Consider the following 16,820-nt stretch of genomic DNA (forward strand, 5'->3'; position numbering starts at 1 on the left):
GTCAGTTGCTCTTGGGATCGAGGGCGTCACGCAGCCCGTCGCCGAGCAGGTTGAAGGCGAGCACGGTGAGGAAGATCGCCAGACCGGGGACCACCATGTACTGGGGGTCCACCTGGTAGTACTTGATCGCGTCCTGGAGGATCCCGCCCCAGGAGGCCTGCGGCGGCTGGATGCCGACGCCGAGGAAGCTGAGGCCGGCCTCGAAGAGGATGTTGGTCGGGATCAGCAGGGTCGAGTAGACCAGGATCGGACCGACCAGGTTCGGCAGCAGTTCCTTGAACAGGATGAACGGGCCTCGGGCGCCCAGGCTGCGGGCCGCGTGGACGAACTCCCGCTCGCGCAGCGACAGCGTCTGTCCGCGCACGATCCGGCCCATGTAGGGCCAGTTGAAGAAGCCGATCACGAAGATCAGCACCAAGATGTGCAGCGGGAGGCCGTGCAGGCCGAACGCGCCGCCCTGCAGCGAGGTCGAGATCGCGATGGCGAAGAGCAGCAGCGGGAAGGCGAGGAAGACGTCCATGATGCGGCTGATCACGGTGTCCACCCAGCCGCCGTAGTAGCCGGCCATGACGCCGAGCACGGTGCCGATCGTGTTCGACAGCAGGGTCGCGCCGAAGGCGACCAGCAGCGAGACCCAGGAGCCCTCGATCACGCGGGAGAGCAGGTCACGGCCCTGGAGCGGGTCGACGCCGAGCGGGTGGTCCCAGCTCATCCCGCCCCAGTCACCGAGCGGGATGCCGCCCAGGTTGGCGTCGAGCAGGTCCTGGTTCAGGGCGTCGGGGTCGAGGCCGAACAGGGCCTCGATGGGCTTGGCCAGTACGGCCAGCAGGATCAGCAGGATCACCACGACGCCGCCGGCGACGGCGAGTTTGTCGCGCTTGAAGCGGGTCCAGGCGATCTGGCCGAGGGAGCGGCCCTCGATCTTCTTGGCCGGGCTCGCGGGGGCGGGTGCCTCCGGTTCGTTCCCGGTGGTTGCGATGGGTGCGGTCATGGTCAGTTGGTCCCCTCGCCGACGGTGGCCGGCCCACGGGCGCCGGTCACCGGTTCGGCGGTACGGCTGCGGACGTGCGGAGGTGCTTGGAACGGGTGTTCGCGGCAGTACGTCGTGCACGGGTACTGCCCCAACGCGGGATGGGCTTCGCGTGGTTCTGGCGGTCGGCGTGCGCGTTCACCTTCGTGGGGTTCCCAGTACGCGCGGTGCGTTGCGCAGAACTCTCTGCCATCCGAACTCGCTTGCGCCAGCCCTGACAACCGACAGATGCCCAACTGTGATCTGTGCGCATGCACCTCCTACGCCTTCGGCATATCCCTCTTCACACGGCTGTATCAGGCATGTCAAGGTGATCGACGGTAACGGCCGGAAGTTCGTCCGGAAAGCACCGAAGCCGACCTGATGCAAGATCAAGTCGGCTTCTGGAAAAAGGTTTTGGTTGTCAGCGCCCCGGGTATCCGGGCCACGGCTGCTGCGGCTGCCCGGTCCAGCCCTGCGCGGGCTGCTGCGTGCCGTAGCCGTAACCCGGCCCCTGCTGCGCAGGGTACGGCGGAGGCGGCACCGGCGGGTACGGGCCGGTCGGCGGGCGTCCCGCCTCCCGGTCGAAGAACGGGCGCGCGTGCGCCCGCATCCACAGCGCCACCGGGTCGTACTCGTCCGCCATCGCCACCGTGGACACCGCCAGCCCCTCCGGGGCCACCGCGATCGCCCGCTGCATCAGCGCCCGCACCGCCTCCACCGCCGGCGGCGAACTCTCGTACAGCTCCAGTCCGATCGCCAGGTACGGCTCCCCCACGGCCGGCTGCACCCAGGCCCGGCGCAGCGCCCGCACCGCACGCACCTCACCGGCCTGCCGCTCCAGCAGCGCGAAGAACGGCTGGGCGTTCAGCTGCGGCTCACTCAGCTTCAACGGCCCGGCCGGCAGCCGCTCCAGGCCCGCGGCGATCCGCCGCAGGTCCGCCCAGGGCACCCCGACCCCGCCGCCGGGCGCATGCGGGTTGAGCCACAGCCCCCAGCGGGTCCGGTACAGCGAAGCGGCGATCTCCCGCCCGGAGATGACCTCGTGGGCCCGCGCCCAGCCGGACGACGCCAGCTGCTCGGACGAGGTGACGGCCGGCGCGTAGCCGTGGCCGCTGATCTCCATGTTCCCGTACTGGGCGTCCGCGCTGCCCGGCGTGCCGTGCCACAGCAGCATCCAGACCTGGCCGTCGGCCAGTGCGTGCAGCAGTTGCTCGTACGCCTCGTAGCGCTCCGGCGCGACCTCGCGCAGGGTGCGCTCCAGCGCGCCCGGATCCGCTCCGGGGCGCCCGGCGGGCGCCTGGCCCCAGGGCCCCGGTGCACCGCCCGCTACCGCTCCCGCACTCATGCGCCCACCTCGCCGCGCCTCTTTCCTCAAGCCTGCCGGCCCGTCGGCCGTCTGCACGCACCCTATGGCGCGGCACCGGCCACCGCCACGGCGACGTGCCTCCGATACGAACCCCGCTCAACCCCGCGCGTAGAAAGGGAGTACCCGGGTGAGCAGCCACTCGACCACCGGGTCATCGGCGAGATCGAGCAGTACGAGGTGGACGCCCCCCGGCAGCGGCGCGGTTCCCAACGCGCGGCCGAGCGCCTCGTTCACCGCGCCCGGGTCGGCCGGGGCCGCCTGGTCCAGCTGGACGCCCACGAACATCACGGTCGGCTCGCCCTCGATGCTGGCGAGCGCCCGCCGCGCGGACAACACTCCGGGCAGGGCGGAAAGTTCGGCCCGGCAGGCGGCCAGGAAGTGCTCCGGGTCCTCCCCCGGCACCGGCTCGCGCAGCGCCACCCGGCCACCGGTCGGCGCCTCCGGCCCCTGGCCCTGACTCTGGTTCTGCTCCTGGATCCGGCCCTGCTCCTGGTCGGCCAGGCGCTCCTCGCGCGGGCCGCGCCGAAGCTCCGCCACACCCTGCGGCGGCACCGGGATGCCCACCGCCGCCTCCGGGTTGACCGCGATGCCCACGCCCAGCGGCAGCCCGCGGGCGAACTCCCAGACCGGCGCCACCGCGAAGGCCATCCCCGGCGCCTGCCGCAGGAACACCTCCTGCGAGGAGAACACCGGCACGTACGGCTCGCCGGCCAGCTCGATGGTCGGCAGGTCCAGCGCGGGCCCCTGCGGGTCGCCGCCGGCCGGCAGCGGGATCCACACCTGGCTGCGGGCCAGCACCTCGACCACCCGCGGCGTCGCACCCGGGTCGCCCAGCGCGGCGGTCAGCACCTGCTCCAGCTCGTTGGCCGGCCACCCGCCGCCCGGCGGCGCCGACTCCGGCCCGCCCCACCCCTGCTGCTGCTCCACCGGGTACCCCATGCGCGCCTGATCCGCCCTCTGCCGGTCGGCCGCCCTCTGCTGCGCCGACGCGCAGCAGTCTAGGGCGTGCCTTGTGGACCAGGTCGGACCGGACCGCGGCGTCAGGGTGCGTGCATCGCAAGGCGGAGGAGGGAGTCCATGCGGAGTATCGGCGACCGACGACAACGCCGCGAGGCGCGTGCCCTGGCGTCGCGGACCCGGCCCGGTCCACAAGGCGCGCCCCCGGGCTGTGCCCGAGGTGGCGGGGTGTGACCGGGTCCCCTCTCCCGTCGTCGGCGCGGACGTGCCATGATGTGCGCGTTCGACGGCGCGGCGCGCCGGCGGACCGACAACTCCATACCGGCCGCTCGAACCCGCGCGGGAGAGCCCGGAGTGCCCCGTCAGGCGGCACAGCCGGCGCCGAAGGAGCAACTCCTCCCCGGAATCTCTCAGGCCCCCCTACCGCACGGGTTAGGCACATCTGGAAAGTGGCGCACGGCCCTGTCGCGCGCCCACCCACGGTGCAAGCCACCATGCTGTCCTGGATGCTGGAAACAGCTGCGGGCAGGTGGGCGGTGAAGCTCTCAGGTTCGACGACAGATGGGGAGACCCACGCCGCCGCATGCCCGCGCGCAGGGTCGGCCCCCCAGCGGGTCCGGTTCCGGCGCGTGCACCCATGAGTGCCCAGACCGAGGAGTTCCAGGCCATGTCGTCCCTCCGCCTCACCGCGCTCGACGCGCTGCACCGCGCCCTCGGCGCGACCATGACCGACTTCGCCGGCTGGGACATGCCGCTGCGCTACGGCAGCGAGCGCGAGGAACACCTCGCCGTCCGCACCCGGGCCGGGCTGTTCGACCTCTCCCACATGGGCGAGATCACCGTCACCGGCCCGCAGGCCGGCGAGATGCTGGACCACGCGCTGGTCGGCTTCGTCTCCGCGCTGGGCGTGCTGCGCGCCCGCTACACCATGATCTGCGCCGAGGACGGCGGCATCCTGGACGACCTGATCGTCTACCGCCTGCGCGAGGACGCCTTCCTGGTCGTCGCCAACGCCTCCAACGCCCAGCTGGTGCTGGACGAGCTGATCGCCCGCGCCAAGGGCTTCGACGCCGTCGTCACGGACGACCGCGACACCTACGCGCTGATCGCCGTCCAGGGCCCGGAGGCCACCGCGATCCTGGCCGGGACCACCGACGCCGACCTGCCCGGCCTGAAGTACTACGCGATCCTCCCGGCCCAGGTCGCCGGCCGCGACGTGCTGCTCGCCCGGACCGGCTACACCGGCGAGGACGGCTTCGAGATCTTCTGCAACCCGGGCGACGCCGAGGGTGTCTGGCAGGCGCTGACCGCCGCCGGCGAGGGCCGCGGCCTGGTCCCGTGCGGCCTGTCCTGCCGCGACACGCTGCGCCTGGAGGCCGGCATGCCGCTGTACGGGCACGAGCTCTCCACCGACCTGACCCCGTTCGACGCGGGCCTGGGCCGGGTCGTGCGCTTCGACAAGACCACCAACGAGGGCACCTTCGTCGGCCGCAAGGCGCTGGAGAGGGCCGCCGCCGAGGCCGAGGCCAACCCGCCGCGGGTGCTGGTCGGCCTGGTCTCCGAGGGCAAGCGCGTCCCGCGCGCCGAGTACACCGTGGTCTCCGCCGACGGCGCCCCGATCGGCCGGATCACCTCGGGCGCCCCGTCGCCGACCCTGGGCCGGCCGATCGCGATCGCCTACGTGGACGCGGCGCACGCCGCCCCCGGCACCGCCGTCGCGGTGGACGTGCGCGGCAAGCACGAGCCGGTCGAGGTCGTGGCGCTGCCGTTCTACAAGCGCGCTCGCTGAGGCCGGGGGCCTCGCTCGCCGAGGCCCCGCCTTCCCCGTAGACCCGGGCCTGAACCACGCCCGACCCAGGCTTGAGCCACGCCTGATCCAGGTCCGACCCAGGTCCGACCCAGGTCCGATCCCATGCCTGAACCATGCCTGAACCACGCCTGATCCGCGTCGAAGCCGTCCGTGCGGCGGCCCGCTTCGTCGTACCCGCTTCCCATCCTGGAGAATGACGCCATGAGCAACCCCCAGCACCTGCAGTACACCAAGGAGCACGAGTGGCTGACCGCCATCGAGGGCGGTGTCTCCACGGTCGGCATCACCGCCCACGCGGCCGACGCGCTCGGTGACATCGTCTACGTGCAGCTGCCCGAGGTCGGCGCCGACGTGACCGCGGGCGAGTCCTGTGGCGAGCTGGAGTCGACCAAGTCGGTCAGCGACCTGTTCTCCCCGGTGACCGGGAAGATCGTCGAGATCAACCAGGACGTCCTGGACGACAACAGCCTGGTCAACAGCGCCCCGTTCGAGGGCGGCTGGCTGTTCAAGGTCCAGGTGGAGTCCACCGACGAGCTGCTCAGCGCGGACGAGTACACCGCCTTCATCGGCGGCTGACCCGCTCGTGACGGGGCGGCCGCAGCGCGGCGGCCGCCCTGCCAGGCTCCCCCCTCTCTGCTCCCGTCTCTCTCCTCCCGGGAAGACCACACCATGACGGTTCTGAACCAGTCCCTGCACTCCCTCGACCCGGAGATCGCCGCCGCGGTCGACGCCGAGCTGCACCGCCAGCAGACCACCCTGGAGATGATCGCCTCCGAGAACTTCGCCCCGGTGGCGGTCATGGAGGCCCAGGGCTCGGTACTCACCAACAAGTACGCCGAGGGCTACCCCGGCCGCCGCTACTACGGCGGCTGCGAGCACGTCGACGTGGTCGAGCAGATCGCGATCGACCGCATCAAGGCCCTGTTCGGCGCCGAGCACGCCAACGTCCAGCCGCACTCGGGCGCGCAGGCCAACGCCGCCGCGATGTTCGCGCTGATCAAGCCGGGCGACACCATCCTGGGCCTGAACCTGGCCCACGGCGGTCACCTGACCCACGGCATGAAGATCAACTTCTCCGGCAAGCTCTACAACGTGGTCGCGTACCACGTGGACGAGAAGACCGGCCAGGTCGACATGGCCGAGGTCGAGCGCCTGGCCAAGGAGCACCAGCCGAAGCTGATCATCGCCGGCTGGTCCGCCTACCCGCGCCAGCTGGACTTCGCCGCGTTCCGCCGGGTCGCCGACGAGGTCGGCGCGCTGCTGATGGTGGACATGGCGCACTTCGCCGGCCTGGTCGCCGCCGGCCTGCACCCCAACCCGGTGCCGTACGCGGACGTGGTCACCACCACCACCCACAAGACCCTGGGCGGCCCGCGCGGCGGTGTCATCCTGTCCAAGGCCGAGTACGCCAAGAAGATCAACTCCGCGGTGTTCCCCGGCCAGCAGGGCGGCCCGCTGGAGCACGTGATCGCCGGCAAGGCCGTTGCCTTCAAGGTCGCCGCGTCCGAGGAGTTCAAGGAGCGCCAGCAGCGCACCCTGGAGGGCGCCAAGATCCTCGCCGAGCGCCTGCTCCAGGCCGACGTCGCCGAGGCCGGCGCCTCGGTGCTGTCCGGCGGCACCGACGTGCACCTGGTCCTGGTCGACCTGCGCAACAGCCAGCTCGACGGCCAGCAGGCCGAGGACCGCCTGCACGAGGTCGGCATCACGGTCAACCGCAACGCCGTCCCGAACGACCCTCGGCCGCCGATGGTCACCTCCGGCCTGCGCATCGGCACCCCCGCGCTCGCCACCCGCGGCTTCCAGGCCGAGGACTTCCGCGAGGTCGCCGACATCATCGCCGAGGCGCTCAAGCCCGCCTTCGACGAGGACGCCGCCACCGCGCTCAAGGCCCGCGTCACCGCGCTGGCCGAGAAGTACCCGCTCTACCCGAACCTCTGATCACTGCGGTGATCGTTCGGGCGGGGTGACCGGCCTCACCCCGCCGCGGCACCTGGGATCCCGGGGCACCGCGCACACTGGACAGTGCGCGCGGTGCCCCGACCCGTGTCGTCCCCCGCCCGCCAGTCCTTCCACGAGACCAGACAAGGACGTCCCCCGTGGCCATCAGCGTCTTCGACCTCTTCTCCATCGGCATCGGCCCGTCGAGTTCCCACACCGTCGGCCCGATGCGCGCCGCCCGGATGTTCGCCCGACGCCTGCGGTCCGAGGACCTGCTCGCCCAGGTGGCGAGCGTGCGCGCCGAGCTGTACGGCTCGCTGGGCGCCACCGGCCACGGCCACGGCACCCCGAAGGCCGTCCTGCTCGGCCTGGAGGACAACTCCCCCCGCACGGTCGACGTCGACCAGGCGGACAAGGACGTCGAGCGGATCACCACCGAGAAGCGGCTCAACCTCCTCGGCACCCACCCCATCGACTTCGACCTGAGCACCCAGCTGGTCCTGCACCGCCGCCGCTCGCTGCCGTACCACGCCAACGGCATGACCATCTGGGCGTACGCGGCGGACGGCTCCACGCTGCTGGAGAAGACCTACTACTCGGTCGGCGGCGGCTTCGTCGTCGACGAGGACGCCATCGGCGCGGACCGGGTCAAGCCCGACGACACCTCGCTGCGCTACCCCTTCCGCACCGGCGAGGAGCTGCTGCGGCTCACCCGGGAGACCGGGCTGTCGATCTCCGGCCTGATGCTGGAGAACGAGAAGGCCTGGCGCTCCGAGGAGGAGATCCGGACCGGGCTGCTGGAGATCTGGCAGGTCATGCAGGAGTGCGTGCGGGCCGGCATGTCCCGCGAGGGCATCCTGCCCGGTGGCCTCAAGGTCCGCCGCCGCGCCGCCGCGGCCGCCCGCGCGATGCGCGCCGAGGGCATCGGCCCGGCCAACGCGATGGAGTGGGTGACCCTCTACGCGATGGCGGTCAACGAGGAGAACGCCTCCGGCCGCCGGGTGGTCACCGCTCCGACCAACGGCGCGGCCGGGATCATCCCCGCCGTCCTGCACTACTACCTGAACTTCATCCCGGGCGCCGACGAGGACGGCATCGTCCGCTTCCTCCTCGCGGCCGGCGCCATCGGCATGCTCTTCAAGGAGAACGCCTCCATCTCCGGCGCCGAGGTCGGCTGCCAGGGGGAGGTCGGATCCGCCTGCTCGATGGCCGCCGGCGGCCTCGCCGAGGTCCTCGGCGGCACCCCCGAACAGGTCGAGAACGCCGCCGAGATCGGCATCGAGCACAACCTCGGCCTCACCTGCGACCCGGTCGGCGGGCTCGTCCAGATCCCCTGCATCGAGCGCAACGGCATGGCCTCCGTCAAGGCCGTCACCGCCGCCCGGATGGCCCTGCGCGGCGACGGCCGGCACCACGTCTCGCTCGACAAGGCGATCAAGACGATGAAGGAGACCGGCGCCGACATGAAGATCAAGTACAAGGAGACCTCGCGCGGCGGCCTCGCCGTCAACGTCATCGAGTGCTGATCACACCCGCTGTCGCCTGAGCCCCCGGACCCGTCCGGGGGCTCTCGGCGTTCCGGGGCGTCCCGGGCGGCGGGGCCACCGCTGGCCCCACCCCGGCCCCGCTTCCCGGCGCCACCCGACGCGCCCGCTCAGGCCGCTCAGGCCGCTCAGGCCGCTCAGGCCACTCAGGCCACTCAGGCCACTCAGGCCGCGAACGGGCGGACTCGCCGGGCGTCGCGCAACGCCTCAGCCCACCAGGCGAGTTGGTCGAGCATGGTCTTGGCGGCGACGTCGGCGGCCGGGTCGAGCGGCTGGCCGTCGGCGCCGAAGCACTGGGCGGCGCCGTGGAAGCTGACCGTGTTGCGAATCGTCATGGCGTTCAACTCGGCTAGCACCACTCGCAGTTGCTCGACGGCGCGCAGACCGCCGGAGAGGCCGCCGTAGGAGACGAAGCCGACCGGCTTGCCGTGCCACTGGCTGTTGTGCCAGTCGATGGCGTTCTTCAGCGGGGCCGGGAAGCTGTGGTTGTACTCGGGCGTGACGACCACGAAGGCGTCGGCGGCCTCCAGGCGGGGCGTGACGGCGGCGAGCAACTCAGCGGCGCCCGGCTCCAGTTCACCACCGAAGGACGGGAAGGTGGTCGGCAGCGGGGTCTCGACCAGATCGATCAGGTCGGCGGTCATGTCGCCGCGCGCGCCGAGGTGGCCGAGCAGCCAGTCCGCGACGACGGGCGCGAACCGGCCGCTCCGGGTGCTGCCGACGACGACCGCGACCTTCAGGCCCTTCTCCGAAACGTCCTTGGCCATGGATATCCCCCTCCGGGACGATGTGTACAACGTATCTGCCAGATACAACGTACACATCGGCGCGTACGCCGTCTACTTCCGATACGCCGTACACTCCGGTGGTACGGTGAGAGGACCCCAGCCGGAAGGAACCCGCCGTCATGCCCGCCCAGCAGGCCCCCGCCGGGGACGACGACCAGACCAAGCCCCAGGCCTCACTCTGGGAGCGCCTCGCCCGCCCGGCCCCCGCGCCGCGCACCACCCTCACCCCGCACCGGATCGCCGAGGCCGCGATCGCGATCGCCGACGCCGAAGGCCTCGACGCCGTCACCATGCGCCGGCTCGCCACCACGCTCGGCGTCGCCCCGATGGCCGCCTACCGATACGTCTCCGGCAAGGACGAACTCATCGACCTGATGGTCGACTTCGTCTACGGCGAACTCCCCCGGGGCACCCCCGCCACCGGCTGGCGCGACACCATGCGCACCCTGGCGCTCCACCTGCGCGCCATGAACCTGGCCCACCCGTGGATCGTCCGCGCCGGCGCCGTCCCCCTCACCCCCAACCAGCTCGCCATCCCCGAACGCGCCTTCGCCGCCCTCGCCGACCACGGCCTGGACGCCGACACCACCATGGCGGTCTTCCGCACCGTCACCGGCTACGTCCACGGGTCCGTCGCCGCCGAGCTCGCCCTGCGCACCCTCCAGCGCGAGCACGGCTGGTCCGACGGCGACGAGACCCGCGCCGGCCTCGCCCCCCGGATGTCCTTCCTGATGGACACCGGCCGCTACCCCACCTACCAGCGCTACCTCCACGAGGCCACCCGCAAGGACGACCCCACCTGGCAGTTCGAAACCGGCCTCGACTGCGTCCTCACCGGCATCGCCACCCACCTCGACATCTGAGCGCGACCTGGCCCCAAGTGAGTGGGGAGGGAAAATTATGTAGACCGGTCTACCTTCCATGCCCGGAATATGCAGACCGGTCTACCTTTTCAGCGCTCCCCCACCCACCTCCCGCGCAGGAAGTCGGCCCCGCCGACTTCCTATGCGCCCCAGCCCTCCACTAACGCGCCCTATGTAGACCGGTCGATATATTTCCCCCGGGCCCCGCTCGGACACTCGATCCCGGCCCCGCGCACAGGAAGTCGGCCCGTCCGACTTCCTACTCCGCGGAGAGCTCCCCCGCGACGAGCAGCCGGTACCCATAGTCCATCTGCTCCTGGTCGAGGAGTTCGGCATGGCGGCGGTGCCAGGCGCCGGATTCGAGATCGGCACGCAAGCGGGCGATCGCCGGCTGCACCACCGCGGGCGGCAACTGGGCGAAGGTCGAGCTGGCCAGCCGGACGACCGGGTCGAGGTAGAACTCGGGCCGCCGCCAGTAGGCGATCTGGTAACCGTCCGTGAAATCGTGCGGGACGGGGAAGGGCAGCACGGTGTGCGCGTCCAGCGCGTCGACGACCTGGGCCAGCGGTGTGAAGCGGCTCTCCTCCAGCTCCCGGATCTCGGGCAGGTACTCCTCCAGCAGCCACAGTTGCGGACGGTGGGCCGGATCCCAGGTGAAGACGACCTGCCGCCGGGCGACCCGCCGCAGCTCCGCGAGGCCCCGTTCGGGATCCGACCAGTGGTGGACGGTCATGACGGCCATCGCCGCATCGAAGGAGCCGTCCGGGAAGGGCAGTTGCTCGGCTCCGGCCTTGACCTTCCGGTTCCCCGGGTGCTGGTCGAGCATGACCTGGGAGGGGTCGACGGCGGTGACGGCGGCGCCCTCGGGCTCGTAGGATCCGGCGCCCGCACCGACGTTCACCACCGACCGGGCCCCCTGGAGGGCGGCACCGATCAGGGCGTGCAGTCGGGGATCGGGCCGGCGGATGGCGCGGTAGCCGACCCCGATCCGGTCGTACGTCGCCTGCGGTCGGCTGTCAGTGGTCTCTTCCATGCGGTCAAGCCCACCAAGCGGGGTGCCTGGCGGCAAGCGGTTCGGCGCAAGAGCGGGGAAAGCACGGCGCGTTGGCCCACCGTCCACCGTCCACCGACCGCCGGGCGGCATCGGCGATCGGAAGGCAGGGCCGGGCGGCCGGTCACGAGGCACCGCCAACCAGCGGCACCGCACAGGAAGTCGGCCCGTCCGACTTCCTGTGCAGGTGCCGCCCGCAGGTCAGCGACGGCGGGTGCCCACGGGCACGGTGAGGACGGCGAGGCCCGCGGCCAGGATGGCGAGGCCGCACCAGGAGACGGCGGGGAGGCGTTCGCCGAGGACGGCGACGCCGAGGAGCGCGGCGACGGCGGGTTCGGCGAGGGTGAGGGTGGTGGCGGTCTGGGCGGAGGTGCGGCGCAGGCCGTGGCCGAAGAGGCGGTAGGCGAGGAAGGTGGTGATCACGGCGAGGTGGAGCACCACCGCCGCACCGCGCGGCGAGGCGAGCCACCGCAGGTCGCCGAGGAACAGCACCGGCAGGACGAGCAGCGCGGCCGCGCCGAACATCGCCCCCATCACCCCGGCGGACGGGTGCCCGCGCGAGATGAGCTTCCCGCCGATGAGCGAGTACACGGCGTACGAGAGGCCGGAGAGCGCGGCCAGCGCCACCCCCACGGCGTCCACCGCCGCGCCGCCGCCGGTGAGTTCGGGGCCCAGCACCAGGACGGCACAGCCGACGACCGCCGTCACCGTGGCGCAGGCCCACCGGCCGCTCGGCCGCCCCTGCCGGGTGAGCCAGCCGAGCAGGCCGGCGAAGACGGGGGCACTGCCCAGTGCGATCACGGTGGCCACCGCCACCCCGGCGCGGGTCACCGCCGGATAGAAGGTGACCGGGTAGCCGACCACCGCGACGGCGCCGACGGCGAGTTGCCACCGCTCCCGGCGGCCGCAGGCCCGGGGCAGCGCGCGGGCGCTGCGGGTGGAGAGGAAGAGGAGGAGGCCGCCGAGGACCAGCGCGGCGGCGCCGATGCCCGCCGAAGGGGCGCCGTCGGGTGCGAGGGAGCTGGCTGTCCCGGTGGTGCCCCACAGCAGTGCGGCGACCAGGATCGGGACCGGCCCGCCGAGCGGGCTGGTGCGGCGGGCGGCGGGAGTGGTGGTGGCCCGGGTGGGCGCGGGCGTGGAGGTGCGGTTCGGCACAGTCGTGAACTTCCGTCGTCGAAGACCGTCAGGGGAGCTGGTTTCGCAACGGGCACACACGGCAGCCTCCTGGCGGCCGGAGAGGGCCGCAGCAGGGAGCGCAGGGATCAAGCCACCGGCGTGTGTGCCCGATCAGGCGCAGAGCGGTGGCAGCACGACGTGCCAGTACAGGTTCACGGGCCTGATGCTACCCGGCAGTTCCGGCGGGGTGGGGTTCACGGAGGAATTGGCGGCCTGGCGACGAAGCACCGGAGGCTCGACGGCGAGGATGGTGAATATTCACAGGCGACAGCGTGAACCTATGCAAAATCCAAAGGTGAACTAGGTTACAAACCTTTCAATCCAAGTCGCCTGGTTTGCCCACATGCTGAGATCCGTGCGATAGTCGAAGCAGCCCAACGGCGGGCGGCACAGCACGCCGGCCTGGGCGTGGAGACTTCGGCTGGCCCGACCTGGCACGGCCGACGCCCATCGCGCGGCACGCACCCCCTTGGCCGGCGCGATGACTTGCAGGGGCCCCCATCCGCCGGACCACGGCGACTTCGGGGGCCCTGCGCGTTTTCCCGGGAACACCCGGAACACCCGGACGGCCGCAAAAGACCCGGACGGCCGCGAAAGACCCGGAACACCCGGAAGGGTCAGTGCCGCTCGCGGACCTTCAGTTCGAACCAGACGCCCTTGCCGCGCGGCAGCAGGTCGGCGCCCCAGCGGTCGGCCAGGTCGTCGATGACCCGCAGACCCCGCCCCCGCTCGGTCACCGGCTTCGGCTCCGCGAGGATCATGCAGGGCAGCGCCCGGGAGGAGTCGCGGACCTCGACACGGAGCCAGCCCGGCTTGCGGATCACCTGGAGCCCGATAGTGCGTCCGGCGGCATGCCGGACGGCGTTGGAGACCAGTTCGCTGGTGAGTAACTCACCGGCCTCCAGGTGCTGATGGAGGTCCCAGGACTCCAGGACCGACAGCACCAGTCGGCGGGCCACCGGGCCGGTCTCCGGCCGGGACGGCAGTCGTACCTCGTTCGGCACGGACTGATCGCTCAGCCTGCCGCAATACATCTCCTCCAGTTCCTCCGAGCTGAGCCGCTCCAGCGCCGCCAGCGCGCCCTGGACATCGATCCACGACGCCTCGGCGACCAATCCGGCCCCGGGAACTGATGACTGATCTGTTTCGCCCCAACCCGCCATGCGGTCCATCATTGCGGAACGCAAGCGGCCGCGTACGGACAATGAGCAAACGATCTCCTCCGAGTCGGCATATGCCGCGTGCAAGGAGACCCCGCGGAGAGTGCCAGGCGGGGGCCTGGAGGGGGCCCGGAAGGAGCCGGAAGAGGGTGGGGAGCAGGCAACCCGGGCCGCGTCCGCGTCAATCCCGGGTTGCCGTGGAACCGCCCCGACCAGGGCGGCTACCGGTCGGCCTACCAGGCGCTCCAGGGCACGTTCCAGCCACTCAGGCCGTTCGCCGGGTCGAGGGTCTCCTTCTTGGTGGAGTTCTTCACGACCACCACGTCGCCGACGATCGAGCCGGCGTAGAACTTACCCATCGAGGTGGATTCGCCGCCGCCCTCGACGTCCTTGAGGGCGACACAGCCGTGGCTGACGTTGTCCTCGCCGATGAGCTTGCTCCAGTAATTGCCGTGCAGGTAGGTGCCGCTGTCGGTGAGCCGCATCGAGTGCGGCACCTGGAGGTCGTACGGGGAGCCGCTCATGCCGGGGAGGGTGCTGGACTGCATCCGCACCACGCCCTCCTTGGACATGACGACCATCGTGCCGTTCCAGGTCGGGTGCTCGGGCGAGCCGGAGGTGATGTCGATGTCCGACGGTTTGCCGTCCAGTTCGACGGTCATCCTGTGCGCGGCGGCGTCAACCGTCGAAATCTGAGACCGCCCGATCGTGAAGGGCTCGTCCCGGTCGGTGCCGTACACCCCAGGGGCGATCTCGACGCTCTTGAGGCGGTAGTGCACCGTCACCTTGGTGCCGGACTTCCAGTACTGCTCGGGGCGGAAGTCCAGTCGGCGGTTGCCGAACCAGTGGCCCTTGACCACGGTGCCGTTGTCGGTCTCGAAGGTGATGCCCTTGGCGACGACGTCCTTGTTCTTGACGTCCTTGCTGAAGTTCACCGAGACGATCATGCCGACGCCGTACGTCGCGTCGTTGTCCACGTTGTCGGCGGCCTTGGCGAGGGCCGTCGGCGTCAGCGTGGTGAAGTTGCTGTCCGCGCTGGCGACCACGCCGTTGGCGTCCGCGGCCATCGCGCTGACCTGGTAGGCGCTGCCCACGGCGAGGCCGGCCGACGGGGTCCAGCTGGAGCCGTCGGCGGCGATGGTGCCGGGCACCTCCGCGCCCGTCTTGTCGCTGACCTTGACGGTGGTGAGCTTGCCGCCGGTCGCGCCGACCTTGAGCGCGTCGGGCGCGACGTCCACCGTGCCGGGCTTGGGCTCGATGTTCACCACGGCCTGCGACACCTTCGGCGCCGCGCTGCTCGCCGCCGCGGCGCCCGGGGAGGCCGTCCCGGCGGCCGCGCCGGCCCCCAGGTCCGCCTTGGCCGCGCTCCCGCCCCCGCTACCGCCGCCGCACGCGGCCGTCAGCGCCATCGCGCCGCCCACCAGACCGACGGCCACCACTCTGCGTATCGACCTCAACGTCGATCCCTCCCTCAGAAACCCCACGAACCGAACCCCACGAACCGCAACCCGCAACCCGCAACCCGCAACCCGCAACCCGCAACCCGCGAACCGAAGCCCGCGGGCCGAAACCCCACGACCCGAAACCCCGCACAACTCCCGTGCACACGACGGACCCGACCACTACACGCGCCGGCCCCCGGAAAGGTTGCGCCATTCGGGGCCGGGTGCGCTGCGAAAACGCGAACGGCCCGACCCCAACGGGTGAGGATCGGGCCGCTCTTCTGCACCGCGCCGACGAACCGGGACTAACCGGTCAATCAGCGGGCAGGATCTACCAGTTCGCCCAGGCGACGTTCCAGCCGCCCAGCCCGTTGGAGGGCGCGACGGTCTTCTCCTTGCTGTTCACGACCTTGACCACGTCGCCGACCATCGTGTCGTTGAAGAACTTGCCCGCGACGGAGGTGTCGCTGCCGCCCTTCTCGTCCATCATCGCGACGCAGCCGTGGCTGGCGTTGGTCCTGCCGAACGGGTTGGTCGCGTTGGACCAGTAGTTGCCGTGCACGAAGGTGCCGGAGGTGGTCAGCCGCATCGCGTGTGGCACGTCCTGGATGTCGTACTCGCCGCCGAGGCCGACGGTCTGCGAGTTCATCCGGGTGACCTTCTCCTTGGACATGATCACCATGGTCCCGCTCCAGGACGGCGTCGCCTCCGCGCCCATGGTGACCGGCACGGTGGTGCTCTTGCCGCCCCGCTCGATCGTCATCTGGTGCGCCTTGGCGTCGGCGGTGGCGATCTGGGAGCGGCCGATGGTGAACGGCTCGTCCTTGTCCACGTCGCCGTAGATGCCCGGGGCGACCTCGACGCTCTTCAGCCGGTACTTGATGGTGACCTTGGTGTCCGGCTTCCAGTACTCGGCCGGGCGGAAGTCCAGCCGGTTGTCGCCGAACCAGTGGCCCTTCACCTCGGTGCCGTTGTTCGTCTCGAAGGTGATGCCCTTGAGGACGGCGTCCTTGTTCTTGACGGTCTTGCTGAAGTTCACCGAGACGATCATGCCGACGCCGTAGGTGGCGCCGTCGCTGATGTTGTCGTTGGTGGAGACCTTCTTGTCCGGCGTCAGCGTGGTGAACGTCGTGGTGGACGCGGCCACCAGGCCGTCGGCGTCCTTGGCCTGCGCGTTCACCTTGTACGCCATGCCGACGGTGAGCGCGGCGGCGGGCTTCCAGCCGATGCCGTCCGGGGTGATCGCCCCGTCGACCGGCTTGCCGTTCTTGTCGGTCACCTCGACCGTGGTGAGCTTGCCGTTCGAGACGGACACCTGCAACGCGTTGCTCGGTGCGACGTCCTGAGCGCCGTCCTTCGGCTCGACGGCCAGCACCGCGGCGGAGGTCTTCGGCTCGGCCGACGCGCCCGCCGGGGCCGCCGTCCCGCCCGCACCCGCCGTCGCCGCGGGCGCCGCGTTGTCGCCCCCGCCGCCCGTTCCGCCCTTGTCGTCGCCGCAGGCCGCAGTGAGCAGCAGCACCCCGCCCATGACCAACGCCATCGCACCCCTGCGCCCGTAACGGCTGGTGGTACGTATCGCGGCGTCGGCCGTCTTCCCCGTCTTCACGGTTTCTCCCCTCCCGGTATCCACTCTCTTGACGCGTTGAGTGCCCCCATGAGTTGCACCGGGCGCCGATCTTTCGCGCCGGACCAGGGCGCGCCGGAGCAGGATAG

General features: G+C 71.3%; 14 protein-coding genes and 1 riboswitch. Of the genes, 5 read left to right on the forward strand and 9 right to left on the reverse strand.

The window, feature by feature from the left end:
• Position 1: 1 nt before the first annotated feature.
• The 3 genes from A6F73_RS11740 to A6F73_RS11750 all read right to left on the reverse strand — a co-directional run bounded on the left by A6F73_RS11740 (position 2) and on the right by A6F73_RS11750 (position 3,317).
• A complete protein-coding gene (locus tag A6F73_RS11740; protein WP_063347744.1) occupies positions 2 to 991 on the reverse strand; it encodes an ABC transporter permease in 990 nt (329 codons plus the stop codon).
• A gap of 442 nt (positions 992 to 1,433) precedes the next feature.
• Positions 1,434 to 2,357 carry an enhanced serine sensitivity protein SseB C-terminal domain-containing protein gene (locus A6F73_RS11745; RefSeq protein ID WP_079135614.1) on the reverse strand — a complete coding sequence of 308 codons (924 nt, stop codon included), beginning with the start codon at positions 2,355 to 2,357 and terminating at the stop codon, positions 1,434 to 1,436.
• A gap of 117 nt (positions 2,358 to 2,474) precedes the next feature.
• Positions 2,475 to 3,317 carry an enhanced serine sensitivity protein SseB C-terminal domain-containing protein gene (locus A6F73_RS11750; RefSeq protein WP_063347745.1) on the reverse strand — a complete coding sequence of 281 codons (843 nt, stop codon included), beginning with the start codon at positions 3,315 to 3,317 and terminating at the stop codon, positions 2,475 to 2,477.
• Between the two features lie 348 nt (positions 3,318 to 3,665).
• A riboswitch (glycine riboswitch) is annotated at positions 3,666 to 3,771 on the forward strand.
• 231 nt (positions 3,772 to 4,002) lie between these two features.
• On the opposite strand from A6F73_RS11750, the gene gcvT reads away from it, so the two are divergent.
• From gcvT to A6F73_RS11770, 4 genes are all read left to right on the forward strand, one after another.
• Positions 4,003 to 5,124 carry a glycine cleavage system aminomethyltransferase GcvT gene (gene gcvT / locus A6F73_RS11755; RefSeq protein WP_063347746.1) on the forward strand — a complete coding sequence of 374 codons (1,122 nt, stop codon included), beginning with the start codon at positions 4,003 to 4,005 and terminating at the stop codon, positions 5,122 to 5,124.
• 222 nt (positions 5,125 to 5,346) lie between these two features.
• Entirely contained in the window at positions 5,347 to 5,721 is a 375-nt protein-coding gene (gcvH, locus tag A6F73_RS11760) for a glycine cleavage system protein GcvH (protein ID WP_063347747.1), read from the forward strand.
• Positions 5,722 to 5,814: 93 nt separating this feature from the next.
• Positions 5,815 to 7,083: a serine hydroxymethyltransferase gene (gene glyA / locus A6F73_RS11765; protein ID WP_063347748.1), complete on the forward strand. Its 1,269-nt coding sequence runs from the start codon at positions 5,815 to 5,817 to the stop codon at positions 7,081 to 7,083.
• 158 nt (positions 7,084 to 7,241) lie between these two features.
• A complete protein-coding gene (locus A6F73_RS11770; RefSeq protein ID WP_063347749.1) occupies positions 7,242 to 8,609 on the forward strand; it encodes an L-serine ammonia-lyase in 1,368 nt (455 codons plus the stop codon).
• 182 nt (positions 8,610 to 8,791) lie between these two features.
• Here A6F73_RS11770 and A6F73_RS11775 read toward each other — a convergent pair whose 3' ends face one another.
• Positions 8,792 to 9,394, reverse strand: coding sequence for an NAD(P)H-dependent oxidoreductase (locus tag A6F73_RS11775; protein ID WP_063347750.1), 603 nt, complete (start codon positions 9,392 to 9,394; stop codon positions 8,792 to 8,794).
• Between the two features lie 140 nt (positions 9,395 to 9,534).
• Between A6F73_RS11775 and A6F73_RS11780 the strand changes: the two genes are divergently transcribed.
• On the forward strand, positions 9,535 to 10,278 hold the full coding sequence (locus A6F73_RS11780; RefSeq protein WP_063347751.1) for a TetR/AcrR family transcriptional regulator C-terminal domain-containing protein: 744 nt from the start codon (positions 9,535 to 9,537) through the stop codon (positions 10,276 to 10,278).
• Between the two features lie 259 nt (positions 10,279 to 10,537).
• Here the strand turns inward: A6F73_RS11780 and A6F73_RS11785 are convergent, their stop codons facing one another.
• The 5 genes from A6F73_RS11785 to A6F73_RS11805 form a co-directional block, all read right to left on the reverse strand.
• Positions 10,538 to 11,311 (reverse strand): class I SAM-dependent methyltransferase, encoded by a 774-nt coding sequence (locus A6F73_RS11785; protein ID WP_063347752.1) that lies wholly within the window; start codon positions 11,309 to 11,311, stop codon positions 10,538 to 10,540.
• Between the two features lie 219 nt (positions 11,312 to 11,530).
• Positions 11,531 to 12,484: an EamA family transporter gene (locus A6F73_RS11790; protein WP_063347753.1), complete on the reverse strand. Its 954-nt coding sequence runs from the start codon at positions 12,482 to 12,484 to the stop codon at positions 11,531 to 11,533.
• Positions 12,485 to 13,122: 638 nt separating this feature from the next.
• Positions 13,123 to 13,620 (reverse strand): ATP-binding protein, encoded by a 498-nt coding sequence (locus A6F73_RS11795; protein WP_244293363.1) that lies wholly within the window; start codon positions 13,618 to 13,620, stop codon positions 13,123 to 13,125.
• Positions 13,621 to 13,898: 278 nt separating this feature from the next.
• On the reverse strand, positions 13,899 to 15,122 hold the full coding sequence (locus A6F73_RS11800) for an Ig-like domain-containing protein (protein ID WP_107452866.1): 1,224 nt from the start codon (positions 15,120 to 15,122) through the stop codon (positions 13,899 to 13,901).
• Positions 15,123 to 15,438: 316 nt separating this feature from the next.
• Complete coding sequence (locus A6F73_RS11805) at positions 15,439 to 16,713, reverse strand: Ig-like domain-containing protein (RefSeq protein WP_244293364.1); 1,275 nt, start codon at positions 16,711 to 16,713, stop codon at positions 15,439 to 15,441.
• Positions 16,714 to 16,820: the final 107 nt, after the last annotated feature.

The organism is Streptomyces sp. MJM8645 (assembly GCF_001625365.1).
Classification (GTDB): Bacteria; Actinomycetota; Actinomycetes; order Streptomycetales; family Streptomycetaceae; genus Kitasatospora.